The sequence below is a fragment of the Candidatus Pelagibacter sp. PS_23 genome (genome assembly GCF_059417905.1).
In genome coordinates, this window is sequence record NZ_CM182071.1 from 979,699 (window position 1) to 996,478 (window position 16,780).

18 protein-coding genes are annotated in these 16,780 nt (G+C 31.3%); 7 read left to right on the forward strand and 11 right to left on the reverse strand.

Going from position 1 to position 16,780, the window contains the following annotated elements:
• From AC5SLY_RS05190 to AC5SLY_RS05225, 8 genes are all read right to left on the reverse strand, one after another.
• Window positions 1-519, reverse strand: coding sequence for a pilus assembly protein (locus AC5SLY_RS05190; protein WP_494593096.1), 519 nt, complete (start codon window positions 517-519; stop codon window positions 1-3).
• Window positions 520-588: 69 nt separating this feature from the next.
• On the reverse strand, window positions 589-1,362 hold the full coding sequence (locus AC5SLY_RS05195; protein ID WP_018413518.1) for a pilus assembly protein: 774 nt from the start codon (window positions 1,360-1,362) through the stop codon (window positions 589-591).
• Window positions 1,362-2,294, reverse strand: a complete 933-nt coding sequence (locus AC5SLY_RS05200; RefSeq protein WP_006997837.1) for a PilW family protein — start codon at window positions 2,292-2,294, stop codon at window positions 1,362-1,364. Before AC5SLY_RS05200 ends, AC5SLY_RS05195 begins: the two co-directional genes overlap by 1 nt.
• Complete coding sequence (locus AC5SLY_RS05205; RefSeq protein WP_006997836.1) at window positions 2,291-2,941, reverse strand: prepilin-type N-terminal cleavage/methylation domain-containing protein; 651 nt, start codon at window positions 2,939-2,941, stop codon at window positions 2,291-2,293. Before AC5SLY_RS05205 ends, AC5SLY_RS05200 begins: the two co-directional genes overlap by 4 nt.
• Before the next feature lie 4 nt (window positions 2,942-2,945).
• Window positions 2,946-3,671, reverse strand: a complete 726-nt coding sequence (locus AC5SLY_RS05210) for a prepilin-type N-terminal cleavage/methylation domain-containing protein (RefSeq protein WP_018413520.1) — start codon at window positions 3,669-3,671, stop codon at window positions 2,946-2,948.
• Entirely contained in the window at window positions 3,646-4,659 is a 1,014-nt protein-coding gene (locus AC5SLY_RS05215) for a type IV pilus twitching motility protein PilT (RefSeq protein WP_006997834.1), read from the reverse strand. Before AC5SLY_RS05215 ends, AC5SLY_RS05210 begins: the two co-directional genes overlap by 26 nt.
• Window positions 4,660-4,810: 151 nt before the next feature.
• Window positions 4,811-5,473 (reverse strand): hypothetical protein, encoded by a 663-nt coding sequence (locus tag AC5SLY_RS05220; RefSeq protein ID WP_006997832.1) that lies wholly within the window; start codon window positions 5,471-5,473, stop codon window positions 4,811-4,813.
• The gene (locus AC5SLY_RS05225; RefSeq protein WP_494598671.1) at window positions 5,473-6,417 is read right to left on the reverse strand and encodes a mitochondrial fission ELM1 family protein; all 945 of its coding nucleotides are present in this window, start codon (window positions 6,415-6,417) and stop codon (window positions 5,473-5,475) included. Before AC5SLY_RS05225 ends, AC5SLY_RS05220 begins: the two co-directional genes overlap by 1 nt.
• A 21-nt stretch (window positions 6,418-6,438) precedes the next feature.
• On the opposite strand from AC5SLY_RS05225, the gene trxB reads away from it, so the two are divergent.
• Complete coding sequence (gene trxB / locus AC5SLY_RS05230) at window positions 6,439-7,383, forward strand: thioredoxin-disulfide reductase (RefSeq protein ID WP_494573931.1); 945 nt, start codon at window positions 6,439-6,441, stop codon at window positions 7,381-7,383.
• A gap of 41 nt (window positions 7,384-7,424) precedes the next feature.
• Complete coding sequence (locus AC5SLY_RS05235) at window positions 7,425-8,444, forward strand: NAD-dependent epimerase/dehydratase family protein (protein ID WP_011281458.1); 1,020 nt, start codon at window positions 7,425-7,427, stop codon at window positions 8,442-8,444.
• Here AC5SLY_RS05235 and AC5SLY_RS05240 read toward each other — a convergent pair.
• Together AC5SLY_RS05240 and AC5SLY_RS05245 are read right to left on the reverse strand one after the other, a co-directional pair.
• Window positions 8,436-8,885 (reverse strand): YtoQ family protein, encoded by a 450-nt coding sequence (locus AC5SLY_RS05240; RefSeq protein ID WP_494573932.1) that lies wholly within the window; start codon window positions 8,883-8,885, stop codon window positions 8,436-8,438. The genes AC5SLY_RS05235 and AC5SLY_RS05240 overlap by 9 nt on opposite strands.
• Window positions 8,885-10,084 carry a pyridoxal phosphate-dependent aminotransferase gene (locus tag AC5SLY_RS05245; RefSeq protein ID WP_494598672.1) on the reverse strand — a complete coding sequence of 400 codons (1,200 nt, stop codon included), beginning with the start codon at window positions 10,082-10,084 and terminating at the stop codon, window positions 8,885-8,887. The genes AC5SLY_RS05240 and AC5SLY_RS05245 overlap by 1 nt, the downstream gene beginning before the upstream one ends.
• Window positions 10,085-10,119: 35 nt before the next feature.
• On the opposite strand from AC5SLY_RS05245, the gene uvrB reads away from it, so the two are divergent.
• From uvrB to pgsA, 5 genes are read left to right on the forward strand one after another with little or no spacing between them, the layout of a single operon-like run.
• Entirely contained in the window at window positions 10,120-12,291 is a 2,172-nt protein-coding gene (uvrB, locus tag AC5SLY_RS05250; RefSeq protein WP_006997827.1) for an excinuclease ABC subunit UvrB, read from the forward strand.
• Window positions 12,273-13,025 (forward strand): SDR family oxidoreductase, encoded by a 753-nt coding sequence (locus AC5SLY_RS05255; protein WP_011281462.1) that lies wholly within the window; start codon window positions 12,273-12,275, stop codon window positions 13,023-13,025. The genes uvrB and AC5SLY_RS05255 overlap by 19 nt, the downstream gene beginning before the upstream one ends.
• The gene (locus AC5SLY_RS05260; protein WP_011281463.1) at window positions 13,022-13,447 is read left to right on the forward strand and encodes a dihydroneopterin aldolase; all 426 of its coding nucleotides are present in this window, start codon (window positions 13,022-13,024) and stop codon (window positions 13,445-13,447) included. The genes AC5SLY_RS05255 and AC5SLY_RS05260 overlap by 4 nt, the downstream gene beginning before the upstream one ends.
• Entirely contained in the window at window positions 13,434-15,269 is a 1,836-nt protein-coding gene (uvrC, locus tag AC5SLY_RS05265) for an excinuclease ABC subunit UvrC (protein WP_006997824.1), read from the forward strand. Before AC5SLY_RS05260 ends, uvrC begins: the two co-directional genes overlap by 14 nt.
• Window positions 15,270-15,271: 2 nt before the next feature.
• Window positions 15,272-15,856 (forward strand): CDP-diacylglycerol--glycerol-3-phosphate 3-phosphatidyltransferase, encoded by a 585-nt coding sequence (gene pgsA / locus AC5SLY_RS05270; RefSeq protein ID WP_006997823.1) that lies wholly within the window; start codon window positions 15,272-15,274, stop codon window positions 15,854-15,856.
• On the opposite strand, the gene AC5SLY_RS05275 is transcribed toward pgsA, so the two are convergent.
• The gene (locus tag AC5SLY_RS05275) at window positions 15,853-16,734 is read right to left on the reverse strand and encodes a branched-chain amino acid aminotransferase (RefSeq protein WP_006997822.1); all 882 of its coding nucleotides are present in this window, start codon (window positions 16,732-16,734) and stop codon (window positions 15,853-15,855) included. The genes pgsA and AC5SLY_RS05275 overlap by 4 nt on opposite strands.
• Between the last annotated feature and the right edge of the window lie 46 nt (window positions 16,735-16,780).

Genomic DNA, 16,780 nt, shown 5'->3' on the forward strand with positions numbered 1-16,780 from the left:
TTAAAACATTTCTACTATATCTGGATCTGATAGTGACTCAAAATAATCTGTTTTAGTAATAATTAGCTGTTCAAAAACTTCATCAGATTCTTGTACTCGTCCATAAAGCACCATGTTGGTCATAGATGACATGCTGATAGCTCCAATCCATTCATCATTAATAACTTGATCAGTGGTATAACCTAAATTTGTTTTTGCAAAATTTAAAATTCTATCATCTTTAGCTTTACCCGGCATACCTGAAATTTCTATTCCAATAATTTTACCTTCTCTAATAAAAACTGTTATAAAAGTATTTTCTAATTGAGAATTTTCACATAAGGCATTGCTTTCGTACATTTTATAAAATGTAAAAATATTAACGCCATCATCTGAGGGCTCATCTAAATTATCATATTTTTCAATGATGCTTGAAACTGGGGTACCAATTTGTTCTTTTAAAAATTCACACGCCCCACTCATGGTTAATGAACTGAAATATAAAAAAAGTGATAACAATCCAATAAAGATATTTTTCATTATCATTAATAATAGCCAATATTTTAAAAGATTGTAATTAAAGTAATGATTATGGTGCTCATTTTGTGTTTAACTAGATAAAATAATTAAAGTTTCTAAAGGAATTAATATTTCAGGATCCTCAAATTCACCTAATTCTGCGCCCTTAGGCATTAAATATCCACAACCATATATTCTATAAGCTGTTCCTTGTCTTTGAGCGTTAGTAGAGGTTTTTTTAAGACTAGCCCCTGCTCCTTTAAAGGTAGAGGAACCAACATTAATTGAAAAAAACTCATATCTATACCTTTTTAAATATTCTTTTTCTTTTTCCGCATCATCTGCCTCTAATCCTACATCACTTGGGGTATTTAAAATTGGCTCAATTAAACTTCCAAAATTTTGATTAGTAAAATGATCTGTAACTAAAGATAAATTTCCCCCACTATCATTTCTGATTAAATTTCTAAAACTTTTAAAACAAGGAGTTTCTACAGGAGTAAGAGTATTTCTAGGAGTATCTCTTCCATCTGTGTTTCTTGCAAAGCCATCAATTGCTGTGGCTGTAAGTTGCTCAATATAATTATTGTGAGCAGTGATCTCTGTAGGTGTAGATCCAACTGGTGGTGTGGTAATCGTACTCACTTCTGTCCAAGGTCCAATCATTCTATTAATTATTCTTTTCTCTGCTTCAATTAAGGCATGTTCAGCAACATAAAAAGTTTGTTGATATTGATCACTAGTATTATTGCTTTGATGATCCCCTGAAGAAATTACAATTAAAGCGCCTCCCATCAACGACATTACTAATAACATCACAAGTGATAAAATTAGTGTAAATCCATTTTGATTATTTTTTTTCATTAAAATATATCCTGTCCAACAATATTTCTTGTGTATACGGTCACCACTACATTATCCCTTAAGTTTCTATCTGAAAAAGATCTTATCGCTCTAGAAAATCCACTTAATTGTCTTTCATTTCCTGTCCTACTTTCAAATCTAAAGAAAGGCTTTTCAGAAATAAATGCGATCCTAATATCTACTGCTCTAATTTTATATAAATTTCCCCTCGAAGCTTCAGAATTTGTATTTGGGTAAGGACTTAAAACTTTTCCATTTTGATCTAATGCAATAAATTCCATATCTTCAACATAATCTCTTACTAATTCATTGTGATAACACTCGGAACAATCTGAAACCCAACTTCCAGTTTCTTGACCAATATTTTGTTGCCAACTAATTTTGGATTTGTATATGCCGTATCTTGGATTTATAGGGCCATCAGCATTAGAACCATCTGATAATGGATTTGCAAAATAAGTTAGCTTATATCTTTTGTAAGGTTGAGTAGCATCATTTTGATTAAAATCATCATAAACAATATGAATTTTATCACAGCAAGTATCATCTAAGTTATGTTTTGGAGTTGGAGTAGCAATAGCATCACTTAGTGAATGTCCAAGTTCATTTGGAATTATCACAATTGGATCATGGCTATCTTTCACCGTAGTAGCACCACCAACGAACTCTAAATAACTTTCTACTGGAAAACCCAAATCATTATCACCTAAATAATATTTAAATCCTGCCATTCGTGTATCACGAATTAATAACTCGATTAAATCTCTAGAAGATCTGCTTACTTTAGCTTTTTCTAACACTTGAGTATAAGTTGAATTTACAATTGAATAAGTTGTATAAATTGCAGCCATCATTATCGATGACACCACCACACTAATTAAAATCTCAATTAATGTAAGACCAGCAATAGATTTTAAATTTTTTTTATTCATTGTTTAAGTTTATAGTCTGACTGAAAATATATAAATTTTCTTTTTTTACCTTCATTTAATTTCATCTCCACTCTACCAATGTACAAAGGCTCATCTGTTATAGAATCTAATTTATAATCACAAGCATCCCACTTACATATTTCAAATACTTGCAATTTTTTTTCTTCAGTTGTGCTTTTACATTTTAAAAATCTATTTTCTTCAAATATAGTATTCCACTTAGCTTGTTTATTTCGAGGAGCATCCACTTGTTGAGTTTCATAGATGTTTTGTTTATTCTCAACTGGTGTAGTGGTATCAGAACTACTTCCACCACAGCTCAGATCTGCACTCCAACTATTGTCACTTAGATGCTTTGAAAATGTATTTAATGTGTCTCCATCTAGTGATGCGGTCCCATCAGTACTATAGATTATATTTTCATTATCAGAATTTACTCCATAGAAAGAATTTTTACTTCCAATGACGTCTTCTACTATCATCTCAGTTAAAAAATTTGCCTTAGTTCTATCTCCTGAATTATCTATTGATTGAACGGAAAAATTTGTCATTTGTAAAATTGAAACAAATCCAATTCCAATAATCACAACTGAGACAAGTGCTTCTATTAAAGAAAGTCCAGAAATATTATGTTTTTGTTTTTTCATCTTGTTATTGTTTAACCCAATCAGAATTTCTTGTATCCCATTTTTCAAGTATCACATTGCCAAATCTTGACCATTCAATAACATATAAATGATCATGCTCTGAAGCAGGTGTTCCATCGCTATCAACATCGCAACTTGATCGATCATTTGTTCTTCTGCAAATAAATAAAGTATTATCTACAGATCTTGCTACATCCCCCTCTTCAGGCAAGGATGATTGTAATTTACCTGCGCCACTGTACCATTTCTCATTTTTACTAAAACAAATAGCTCCGTCATCCCCTTCCCAAGAAGTTGCCATATTATCATAAGTAATTTGTCTTACTTCAACATTATCAGCACCTTGATCTGGATCATCATCCCAATATGCATCGTCTGTTATATTACATCGATCACCAATTTTTGCCCACCAGTCACTAGTTCCATCATTTAACAAACTTGCTAGTTTTTCTGGTTTCATTCCTTTTGATGTAACAATTAAATTTCTTTCTGCGCCATTCACTTCTTCTAATATATGTACTTGAACAAATGCATATTGACCTCTTTGAACTTGTGAATTTATTCCTTCGATTAAAGATTTTATGCTAAGTACTGCGCTTCTAGTCTCTCTATCTTTTCGCCATTCAGAAAAATTGGGATAACCTATGGCTGAGATGACGCCAATAAGTACAACGACAACAATTAATTCAAGGACGTTAAATCCTTTAATCTTCTCGTCCTGCACTCGCATCTATCTTACCTGCCTTAACTAATTCTTCTAATGATTTAGTCATAGTAATCATACCATCTCTCACAGAAGTTTGCATGATGCTAGGTATTTGATGAATTTTAGCTTCTCTAATTAAGTTTTGAATTGGAGGCGTACACTTCATCACTTCAAACGCTGCACAACGGCCTTGACCATCTTTTGTTTTAAGAAGTCTTTGAGTAACCACCATCTTTAAAGAAGAAGATATCTGTGCTCTTATTTGAGCTTGTTGCTCAGGTGGAAAAACGTCAATAATTCTATTGATGGTATTAGGAGCACCACTAGTGTGAAGGGTTCCAAAAACTAGGTGTCCTGTTTCAGCAGCAGTTAATGCAAGTGAAACTGTTTCTAAATCTCTCATCTCCCCAACTAGAATTACATCTGGGTCTTCTCTAAGTGCAGCTTTTAATGCACTAGAAAATGTTTTGGTTTGTTTTCCTACTTCTCGATGAGACACAATACTTTTTAAATCTTTATGAATAAATTCAACTGGATCTTCAACTGTAATAATATTTGAAGTTCTAGTTTTATTAATCTCATTTACAATTGCTGCAAGTGTTGTGGACTTACCAGACCCTGTTGGTCCAGTTACTAAAACTAATCCTTTATGCATATCGACAATATCATAAAGAACTTGGGGTAAATCAAATTGATCCATTTCAGGAATAACGCTCTCTACTCTTCTTAATACAGCAGCTGGTCCTTGAATAGTTTTATAAAAATTAGCTCTAAATCTTAATCCACTTAATGTAACTGATGAATCTAACTCATGAGTTTCACTAAACTTTTTCATTTCAGTTTCGTTACAATTAGTAGATATTAGATCTTGAAGATCTTGTTCTTTAACAACAATTTCTTGAATTTTGTGTATTTCTCCAGTTTGCCTAAACGCTAATGGCCAACCAGTTCTAATATGAAAATCTGAAATTTTTTTATTATTTTTTGCTAATTCTTCTAATTTTTCAAACATGATGAATTTTTACATACAAATATTAACAAAAACAATGTTTACTTAGTCATCTGTGTTCAAAATAAGTTTTTTCTTTTATTTGGAGGTAATGAAGCAATCAGAATGGGGACTAATAGATGTTATTGTTAATAATGAAAGAGTTTTAATTTAATTACAGAACTTTCCAATCTGTTTCAAAAGTAACATAGTTAACCTGAATGCATCGTCTTTCCTTAACTATTTTTTTCTTTTCCATACCATGCCAAGTGTTGGGCCCACTAGTAAACATGTAGCCATAGTTATTTTTGTAAGGAACTGTTTTAACTTTTTCTAATTTTTCATTATAAAAATCTGTTCCAAGATCTTCAGACTCGTTAGCATTATTTATAAAAATTAATCCAGACATCAGTTTTTCTTTGATATCGCAGTGGGGCTTTAACCAAAAACCCTCCCTATCACAAATAACTTCAACTCTAACATATGAGTTCGATAAATCTCTATCGATCATTTTTGAAATAGTTCCATGAACTTCCTTGGATTGAAGTTCTTTAATAAATTTTACTAAGTTTGGAAATTTTTTTTCATTTTCTTTTGTTACAAAACATCTAAATTTAATTGCCTCACCGCCCGAAGCTATTCCCTCTCTAAACTCTGCAGCACCACCATCAATTGCTCTGGTGCCATCATAATTAAGATTGTGCTTACTGACATCTGGAATATCAGCTTTAATAATTTCCTCAATGGCCCCGTCAGATAGTGCATTATTATATTCCCAGTGATCAAAAGGAAATTCATGTTTTTTTGCCTGATTTTGAATTGAATTTAAGAATGACATTAAGAATTAATTTTTTGTTTAATAATATTTGCTACTCTATTCGTTTCATCCAATTTTTGATAGTTCCAATTCTCTACTTCTTCACCTAAATTTCTAATGATATTTAGTTCTCTAAATAAATTTCTAAATCTTTGAAATCTTTTGTCATTTTTTTTAGGTGAAATATTAGCTACGTAGATTGGTTTTCCAGTTAAAGCAGCTTCTGATATCATGGAGCTAGAGTCACATGTTACTACAATTTTTTCTGAAATTGCTAAAGCTGATAGATAAGCTTTCTTATCAATAGTTTCAATAACTATATGATTTTCACCAAAATAATCTTTTGCATATTGAATTATATTTTTTGGTGTTCTCATTGAAGGGATCACAACTAATTGAAAGTTGTTCTGTTTATTTAAGTTGTTTAAATTTTCAAAAATAGCTTTAATATTTTCTCTTGAATATTCATAATACTTTGTAGGACCACCCATTATTAAAGTCCAAATTTTTCTTTCATCTTTTTTAATAAATGAATTTAAATAATCTTTATTTTCATTTATTTCACTTTCAGTAAGGTAATGAATTGCACCTTTTGTACTGATAACATTTTGGCCTTCAATTCCATCATGTTCTGGTGCCACAATGAAATCAAAATTTTTAAAATTAACTTTTGGATTTTGAATATGAATATTAATAACTCTTTTATTAGAATTCTTTTTTAAATGAATAGATGGAATTACACTTTTTCTTCCACATGAAATGATTACATCAAAATCAGAAGATTCTACTTTTTTATAAACATTACTTGAAACTGGTGTTAGCTTTGGGGGAAATAATTTCCAAAAATTATTAAGTTCAATCTTCTCGTGTATAAAATCTAAATCTAGGGCCTTTGCTAAACCTTCTACTTGGCTGATCATGCCATGCATTCCTTGAGTTAATAATATCCCTTTTAATTTTGTCATTTATCCTTATATAACTTCTGCATGAGTGAAAATCCAATTAAACACACAAAAGTGTTAATAATAGGGTCGGGGCCAGCTGGCTATACGGCTGCTGTATATGCTGCCAGAGCAATGTTAAGTCCTGTTTTAGTTTATGGTTCTGCACCTGGTGGACAATTAACTACAACAACAGATGTTGAAAATTATCCAGGATTTTCAGATGTAATTCAGGGTCCATGGTTAATGGATCAAATGAGAGATCAGGCTAAAGCTGTTGGAACAGAAATGATTGAGGATCATATCTCATCAGTAAATTTAAAATCTACACCCTTTGAAGCTATAGGTGATAGTGGTCAAAAATATACTGCAGATAGCATAATTATTTCAACTGGTGCTCAAGCAAGATGGTTAAATTTAGAATCTGAGCAAAAATTTAGAGGCTTTGGTGTATCTGCTTGTGCTACTTGTGATGGTTTTTTCTTTAAAGAAAAAGTTGTAGCAGTTGTTGGTGGTGGTAATGCTGCAGTTGAAGAAGCAATGTTTCTTACAAAATTTGCATCAAAGGTAAAACTAATTCATAGAAGAGATGAATTAAGAGCTGAAAAGATGCTTCAAAAGAAATTAATGGAAAATAAAAAAATTGAAATTATTTGGGATAGTGCTGTCGATGAAGTAATTGGAGACGGTGAACCTAAAAATGTTACAGGTATCAAAGTTAAAAATCTAAAGACTAATAAAATTGATGAATTAAAAATAGATGGTCTATTTATTGCAATTGGTCATGACCCAGCAACAGCATTATTTAAAGAACAATTAGATATGGATAAAGAAGGTTATTTATTAACTAAACCAGATTCTACAGAAACCAATATTCCTGGAGTTTATGCTGCAGGCGATGTTAAAGACAAAACTTTTAGACAAGCTGTAACAGCTGCGGGGATGGGCTGTATGGCTGCGCTTGAAGCTGAAAAATTTTTATCTCACTGATAAGAACCATTAAAACTTAATACAAACTAAAGGGAAACAAAATGACTGACAAAGTACTACTAACTGGAATAAGTGGCTGGATAGCAAAACATATAGCAATTGAATTATTAAATTCTGGATATGAAGTTTTAGGAACTGTTAGAAGTCAAAATTCATTAGATGAAACAAAGAAAACTCTAAGTGAATATATTTCAACAGATAAATTATCATTTGTTGAATTGGACCTATTAAAAGATGATGGTTGGGTTGAGGCTGCTAAAGATTGTAAATATATTATACATACTGCTTCTCCCTACCCTATGAAAAGTTCAAGAAATAGAGAAGCTTTAGTTCCAGCTGCTAAAGGTGGGGCGTTAAGAGTTTTAAATGCTGGTATAGAAGCTAATGTTGAAAAAATAATTCTTACTTCGTCAATAGTAGCAATGTTTAAAAAACCTAACAGAACAAACCCATATACTTTTGGGGAAAGTGATTGGACAGATACTGATTGGAGTGGGTCGAATGACTACACTATATCAAAGGCAAAAGCTGAACAAGCTGCATGGGAATTAATGGAAAGCAAAGGATTAAAAGATAAATTAACTGTAATTAATCCAGGAGGAGTTTTTGGTGATGCTTTAGATAAAAAAACAAACACTTCAACTAGCTATGTTGAACTTTTCCTTAAAGGAAAATATCCTATGGCGCCAAATTTTGGAATATTAATTTCTGATGTAAAAGATGTAGCAAGAGCTCATGTTTTATCTATAAAAAATCCCAAGGTTAATGGAAGACGATTGATTATTGGTTCAGAAGTAAAAAAAATGCTCGAAGTTTCTAAAATTATGGCTGAAGCATTTCCAAAGTATGCAAAAAAACTTCCAAAAAAAGAAATGCCAAATTTCGTGGTTAAATTGATCAGTTACTTAGATTCTTCTGTAAAGATTATGTTGCCTGATCTTGGAATTTTAATGCAGACAGACACTTCATATTCTGAAGATTTATTGGGTATGAAATTTAAACCTGCAAAAGAAAGTATTGTAGATGCTGGGAACTCAGTAATTAGACTTGGGTTAGTCTAAAGACCCTTCCAATATATATTTCAATATACGAAAGGCTTGTTTTTGATCTGACGCAACAGCAGCAGCAGAGCTATCCACTTCTTTAAGGGCATGTTGGTGATCATCGTTATGAATAACAATCATAGATTTATTAAGTGCAGTAGCATAACCTGCATCAAAAGCTGCATTCCATTGTTTAAATTTTTCACCAAACTTAACAATAATTACATCACAATCTTGAATAGATTTTTTGGTTCTAATTGAATTAATATTAGCGCCTTTTCTATCTTTCCAAAAATTTTTTTCTTCAGCTCCTAGAATTTCTACACCACAATTGTCAGAGGCTTCATGGTCAGTGACAGGAGAGGTAAATTTAACATCTAATTTCTCTTTTTCACAAAGTTGAATAATTTCTTCTCTCCAATTACTGTGAATTTCACCTGCTAAATATACGTTTAACATTAGTTTAAGCTTTTACAAAAAGTAGATATTTTTTCTAAAGCTTTTTTAAGATTGTCCATTGAAGTTGCATATGAAATTCTAAAAAAACCTTCTAACCCAAATGCAGAGCCCTGAACAACTGCTACACCACTATTTTCTAATAAAGACTGAACAAAATCAGTATCTGTCTTAAGCTCTTTACCACTTGTATCTTTTTTTCCCATCAATCCTTTGCAGCTTGGAAAAACATAAAATGCTCCATCTGGATTTAAACATTCAATCCCATCAATTCCATTTAATGCTTTAACAACAAAATTTCTTCTCTCTTGAAATGAAGTTGCTCTCTCTTTAATAAAATCTTGAGTTCCATTTAATGCTTCAACAGCTGCAGCTTGACTAATTGAAGATGGATTTGTTGTTGATTGCGATTGTATTTTAGCAATTGCTTTAATAATATCTTTAGGACCAGCCGCATACCCTATTCTCCAGCCTGTCATTGAGTAAGCTTTACTAACCCCATTCATTGTAAGAACTCTCTCTTTCAAGCCATCAATTTGTGCAATAGTAAAAAATTTAAATCCTTCGTATGTTACGTGTTCATAAATATCATCACTTAAAATATGAACATGAGGATGATTTGCTAAAACATATGCAATTTCTTTAATGTCACTTTCAGTATAACAAGCACCCGTTGGGTTTGATGGTGAATTTAATATTATCCACTTTGTTTTTGGTGTTATAGATTTTTCTAATTTAGCTGGATTAATTTTAAATCCTTGTTTTTCATTACACTCTAAAATAATTGGAGTTCCACCGGCTAATAAAACCATGTCAGGATACGAAACCCAATAAGGCGCAGGAACTATAACTTCGTCTCCTTCATTTAGAGTTGCCATCATGGCATTATAAATTACATGTTTTCCGCCAGCACCAACTGTAATTTGATCAGTTGTATAATCTAGATTGTTTTCTCTTTTAAATTTTTTAACAATGGCATCTTTTAAAGCAGCAGTTCCATCAACTGCTGTATATTTAGTATCACCATCATTAATGGCTTTTATAGCCGCTTGTTTGATATTATCTGGTGTATCAAAGTCAGGCTCTCCTGCTCCAAGACCTATAACGTCTTTTCCAGCAGCCTTTAACTCCCTTGCCTTTTGAGTTACAGCAATAGTTGGTGATGGATTAATTTTTTTTAGACTGTCTGATATAATGCTCATTGAAATATAATTTTATTCTAATAGTTTTATAGATAATGCAAAATACTTATCAAGATTTAATTACTGAAATCCAAAGTAAAAACCCAGAAATTCACCAAAAACTGGAAGGTGGGCAAAAGTTTAAACTTGTAACAGATTTTAAACCGGCAGGTGATCAACCTGAGGCAATTAAAAAATTAGTTAAAGGTGCAAATAAAGAAGAGTTAAGTCAGGTTTTACTTGGTGTAACTGGTTCTGGAAAAACTTTTACAATGGCTCAAGTTATTGAACGAACTAATAGACCTGCCCTTATACTTGCTCCCAATAAAACATTAGCAGCTCAACTTTATGGAGAGATGAAATCATTTTTTCCAGAAAATGCTGTTGAATATTTTGTCTCTTACTATGATTACTACACACCAGAAGCATACGTTCCAAGATCAGACACTTATATAGAAAAAGAGGCCTCTATTAATGAACAAATAGATCGAATGCGTCACTCAGCAACGAGGTCGCTACTGGAGAGAGATGACGTAATTATTGTATCCAGTGTTTCTTGTATTTATGGACTAGGCTCAGTTGAAGCTTACAGTAAAATGACTTTAAGTTTAAAGAAAGATTACGACTACAATAGAGAACAATTAATAAAAACTTTAGTACACCTACAATACAAAAGAAATGATCAAAGTTTTTATAGAGGCACTTTTAGAGCACGGGGTGAATATATCGAAATATTTCCATCACACCTTGAAGATAGAGCATGGAGGTTAAGTTTATTTGGAGATAAACTAGAAAAAATCGAAGAATTTGATCCTTTAACAGGAGATCTATTAAAAGATTTAGATGTTATAAAAGTTTATGCGAATAGTCACTACATCACTCCAAAACCTACTATCGAACAAGCAGTAATAAAAATTAAAAGAGAGCTTGAGGTTACTCTTAAGAAATTTAAAGAACAAAATAAACTTCTTGAGGCTCAACGATTAGAAGAGAGAACAAAATTTGATTTAGAGATGATTGAGGCTACTGGTTCTTGTGCTGGTATTGAAAACTATTCTAGATTTTTATCAGGACGAAAACCTGGAGAGCCACCTCCTACTCTATTTGAATATTTTCCAGACAACACACTTATATTTGTAGATGAATGTCACGTTACTGTTCCACAATTAAATGGAATGTACAAAGGGGACAGATCAAGGAAAAGTAATCTTGCAGAATATGGTTTTAGACTACCCTCTTGTATGGATAACAGGCCACTTAAATTTGAAGAGTGGGACGCAATGAGAACGCAGACAGTTTTTGTATCAGCAACACCTGGTCCATGGGAGTTAGAACAGACTAAAGGTAAGTTCGTTGAACAAATAATAAGGCCTACTGGCTTAATTGATCCACCAGTTGAAATCAAACCAGCTAAAAACCAAGTCGATGACGTAATGCATGAGTGTAAGAAAACAATCGATAAAAATTTTAGAGTATTGATTACAACTTTAACTAAAAAAATGGCTGAAGACTTAACTGAATATTTTCACGAAAATGGTATTAGAGTTAGATATTTGCATTCTGACATTGATACACTTGAGAGAATAGAAATTATGAGAGATCTAAGACTAGGAGTTTTCGACGTCTTGGTTGGTATAAATCTTTTAAGAGAGGGGCTTGATATACCTGAGTGTGCATTAGTTGCAATTCTAGACGCTGATAAAGAGGGATTTCTAAGATCTGAAACATCACTAATCCAAACCATAGGAAGAGCAGCAAGAAATTTAGATGGTAGAGTCATTCTTTATGCTGACAAAGAAACTAAAAGTATAAAAAAAGCAATTCAAGAAACTGATAGAAGAAGAACAATTCAGGTAGCCTATAACAAAAAACATAACATTGATGCAACCTCAATTAAAAAAGAAATTAGCGATGTTTTAGAAAGTGTTTATGAAAAAGACTACCTAAAAGTTGGAACAGGTGACAATATTGGTGGCAATTTAAAGAAACATTTAAAACAATTAAATAAAAGAATGAAAGATGCTGCAACAAACCTTGAATTTGAAGAAGCTGCAAAAATTAGAGATGAAATAAGAAACCTTGAAGCGTCAGAGTTAGAAATTGTATTAAATCCAAAAGTAAAACACTATAATCAAGAAAATAGAGTGTATCCAAAAGGTAGATCAAAGATGGGCTTACCTGGTACAAGAGCACAAAAAGGTAAGAAAAAATGGAAGCAAACAAAATAATTATCACAGGAGCCGCAACAAGAATGGGCGCTGCTATTGCAAAGAAACTCTCAGGTCCAGGAGTTGAAATGGTTATTCATTACAATAGCTCTAAATCTGAAGCTGAAAAATTACAAAAAGAATTATCAAAAAATAAAACAAAAGTTTACTTGGTAAAAGGTAATCTTGCAAAAGAACAAGATTTAAAAAAAATTATAAAATTCTCAAAGTTAAAATTAAAATATTTTGATTGTTTAATTAATAATGCTTCATTATTTGAAAATGATAGTCTTAAAAATTTTTCTTCTAAAAGCTGGAACCAACATATTGATGTAAATTTAAAAGCACCCGCATATCTTACAAAAGAATTTTCAAAAAACGTTAAGGGTAAAAATAACAATATTATAAATATAATTGATCAAAGAGTTTTTAAGTTAACTCCCTTTTTCTTTTCTTATACTTTAAGTAAAACAGGGCTTTATACTCTAACAAAAACTAGCGCCATGGAATTAGCTCCAAATATAAGAGTTAATGGAATAGCTCCTGGTCCTACTATTAAAAATAAAAGACAAACTGACATGCATTTTAAAAAGCAGTACTTGGCAACTCCTTTAAAACAGCAGGTAAATGTACAGGATATATGTTCTGCTGTTGACTTTTTTATCAAAAACAGTTCAATTACAGGTCAAGTAATAGCAATAGATAGTGGACAAAGTTTAAACTGGCAAACACCAGATGTAATCGGAAAAGAATGAAAAAAACTAATTTAAATATTATTAAAATAGATAAAAATAAAAGTTTATTTAATTACGAAAAAAAAATTCTTATTAAAGAGTTAACTCTAGATTTAAAGCTTGGTTATTATGATTTTGAAAAAGAAAAAACTCAAAAAGTAAAATTTAGCTTAGAGATTGATTATGAAGATAGAAAACCAACAAATGACAAAGATATTAAATCAATTGTTAATTATGGTCAGGTTGTGAAATTAATTACAAAACTTGCAAAAAATAAACATTATAATTTTTTAGAAACACTTGCTGAAGATGTTTTTGATGTATTATTTAAAGACAAACGAATTGGAAAAATTATGCTTCAGATTGAAAAATTAGAAATTATAAAAGAGTGTGCCTCTGTTGGTATCCAAATTACCAAAAAAAGAAGTCATGAAGAGCTCTGAATTAGGTAAAGACGTAATTAGAAAAGAGCTCCCATTAATTCCTAAAAGCCCTGGAGTTTATCGAATGCTTGATCATAAAGATGTGATTTTGTATGTAGGTAAAGCAAAAAACCTACCCAATAGATTAAAAAGCTATGTAGCTGAAAAAAACCACATTATTAGAACAGCAAGAATGCTCTCTCAAACTTTTAAGCTAGAGATAACAACTACTGCCAATGAAAGTGAAGCTCTACTTTTAGAGGCTAATTTAATAAAAAAACATAAACCTAAATTCAATATATTACTCAAAGATGACAAGTCATTTCCCTTTGTTTTCATCAGCAATAAAGACCAATGGGCACAAGTTACAAAACATAGAGGCAAAAAGGATAAAGAAGGATTTTACTTTGGACCGTTTGCTTCAGCAGGAACTGCAAATTGGACTATTAAGATGCTTCAAAAAATATTTCAAATTCGAGTTTGTGATGATAGCACGTTCAAGAATAGAAAAAGACCCTGCATTCTTTATCAGATAAAAAGATGTTCTGGTCCTTGTGTCGATTATATTGATAAAGAAGATTATAAAAAATCAGTAGATCAAGCAATTCAGTTTGTATCGGGTAAATCAAGAGATATACAAAAAAATCTATCTAAACAAATGGAGGAAGCTAGTGAAAAGCTAGATTTTGAAAGAGCTTCTATTTTTAGAGATAGAATTAAATCTTTAAATATAATTCAATCTTCACAAAGAATTAATGAAGCAAATTTAATTGATGCAGATGTAATTGCTGCATACAAAGAATCTGGTAAAACGTGTATTCAAGTATTTTTTTATAGGTCTAAACAAAATTGGGGCAACCAAGCTTATTTTCCAAAACATGATCCTGATCAAAGCTTATCTGAAATAATGTCTTCGTTCTTGATGCAGTTTTATGAAAATAAAAATGTTCCAAAATTAATAATCATTAATACAGAAATAGAAGACAAAAAATTAATTGAAGAAACTTTAAGCAAAAAAGAAAATAGTGCGATTTCTATTAATGTAGCAAAAAAAGGCACTAAAGCTAAAGTAATTGCTATGGCAGAAAAAAATGCCAAAGAGTCACTTAATAGAAAAATTTATGAAACAAATAATAATAAAAATTTATTTGAGGGTGTTGCTAAAAAATTTGATCTTAAAAATGGCCTAAACTTAGTTGAGGTTTATGATAATAGTCACATCTCAGGAACAAATAGTGTGGGTGCTATGATTACTTTTGGAAATGAAGGATTTGTTAAAAAAAGATATAGAAAATTTGATATTAAGACAAAAGGTAATGAACAAGACGATTTTGCAATGTTAAAAGAAGTTCTTACGAGAAGATTTAAAAGAGCAATGTTAGAAAAAGGAAATTATTTAACTCTTCCTGATTTAATTTTAATTGATGGTGGTAAAGGTCAATATTCATCTGCCAAAGAAGTGTTAGATGAATTTGGTTTACATGATCTTCCTATGATAGCCATTGCCAAAGGAAAACTAAGAAATAGTGGAGATGAAACTTTTTTTTACAAAGGAAAATCATTTAAATTTGATAAGAATGACCCCACTCTATTTTTTATGCAGAGACTACGTGATGAAGCACATAGATTTGCCATCACCTCTCATAGAGCAAAAAGAGCAAAAGGAATTACAAAATCCTTGCTGGATCAAATTGATGGTATTGGTTCAATTAGAAAAAGAGCACTATTGAACCATTTTGGCTCTGCTAGAGCAGTAGAATCTGCAAGTTTTGATGAAATTAAATCAGTTGAAGGTGTTGAGGAAAAAGTTGCAAAAAAGATATATAACTTTTTTCACGAATAATTATGCTTAAAAAAATTCCAAATATTTTAACAATAGGTAGGATAATAATTGTACCTTTTTTTGTTCTAGCATTTTATTTACCTGGTTTTTATGGTGATTTAACTGCATGCGTATTGTTTGTAATTGCTTCATTTACTGATTTTTTAGATGGAATGTTGGCGAGAATGATGGGTGAAGAGTCTAAGTTGGGTGAATTACTTGATCCTATAGCAGATAAAATTATTGTTGCTACTGCACTTATATTGCTTGTTATGAGTGGAACAATTAAACATTACGAGGTTATTGCAGCAATTATAATACTTACACGAGAAATACTAATTTCAGGCTTAAGAGAGTTTTTAGCTAGAGGACAAATTAAATTACCAGTAACTAACTTAGCAAAATTAAAAACTTTTTTACAAATGGTTGCTATAGCTCTTTTACTAACTGGTGAAACTGGTAATAAAATTTTAAATTTTCAAGATTATAATGCTCAAACTATTGGCATAATCCTGCTTTGGCTTTCTGCATTTTTAACTTTGTATACTGGTTATGAATATTTAAGAAAAGGCATTGACCATGCAATATCTGAAGATAACAAAAACTAAGCTGCTTTTCTTTTTCTAACTAATGCTTGGTAACTTTCATTTAAGTCAATTATAGTTTCGCAAACTTTAAATTTATTTTCAGCAATACATGAAACTGGCGTAACTTCTGCTGCTGTACCTGTTAAAAAACAGCCTACAAAATTTGATAATTCAGCTGGTGCAATTTTTCGTTCATTGACTTTTATTCCTTTAGATTTTGCAATTTCAATTACCGTTCTTCTTGTAATGCCGTCTAAAAAAGAATCTGGAATGGGTGTGTGAATTTCTCCATTTTTATCTTTAAAAAAAATGTTAGCACCTGTTGCTTCCGCAACATTTCCTTCATGATCAAGCATTAGAGAATCTGTATAGCCTTGTTGTTCAGCTTCATGTTTTGATAAAGTACAAATCATATATAATCCAGAAGCTTTCGTATCCCAAGGTATCGTATTTGGCGCAGGTCTTCTCCAATTTGATATATTCAATTTAATACCTTCTATTTTTAGTTTTGGATCAAAATATGAACCCCACTCCCAAGTTGCTATGGCAACATGAATTTTTGTTTGTTGAGCAGATATAGCCATCATCTCGCTACCTCTCCATATTGTTGGTCTAACATATCCATCTTTGACACCCTGAACTGAAATTATTTTTTTTGATGCTAAATTTATTTCTTCTTCAGTATAAGGAATTTTAATGCCCATTCTTTTTGCAGAATAAAAAAGTCTAGATGTGTGTTCCTCTAATTTGAAAATTGAATTATCATAGACTCTTTCACCTTCAAAAACACAACTAGCATAGTGAAGGCCATGATTTAAAACATGAATTTTAGCATCAGCCCAATCAACGAGCTCGCCATTAAACCAAATTTTACCTGATCTTTTATCGTATGGTATCATGAATGAAATAATTTAAATTTTATCTAAAATTATCTTTGTATCTATA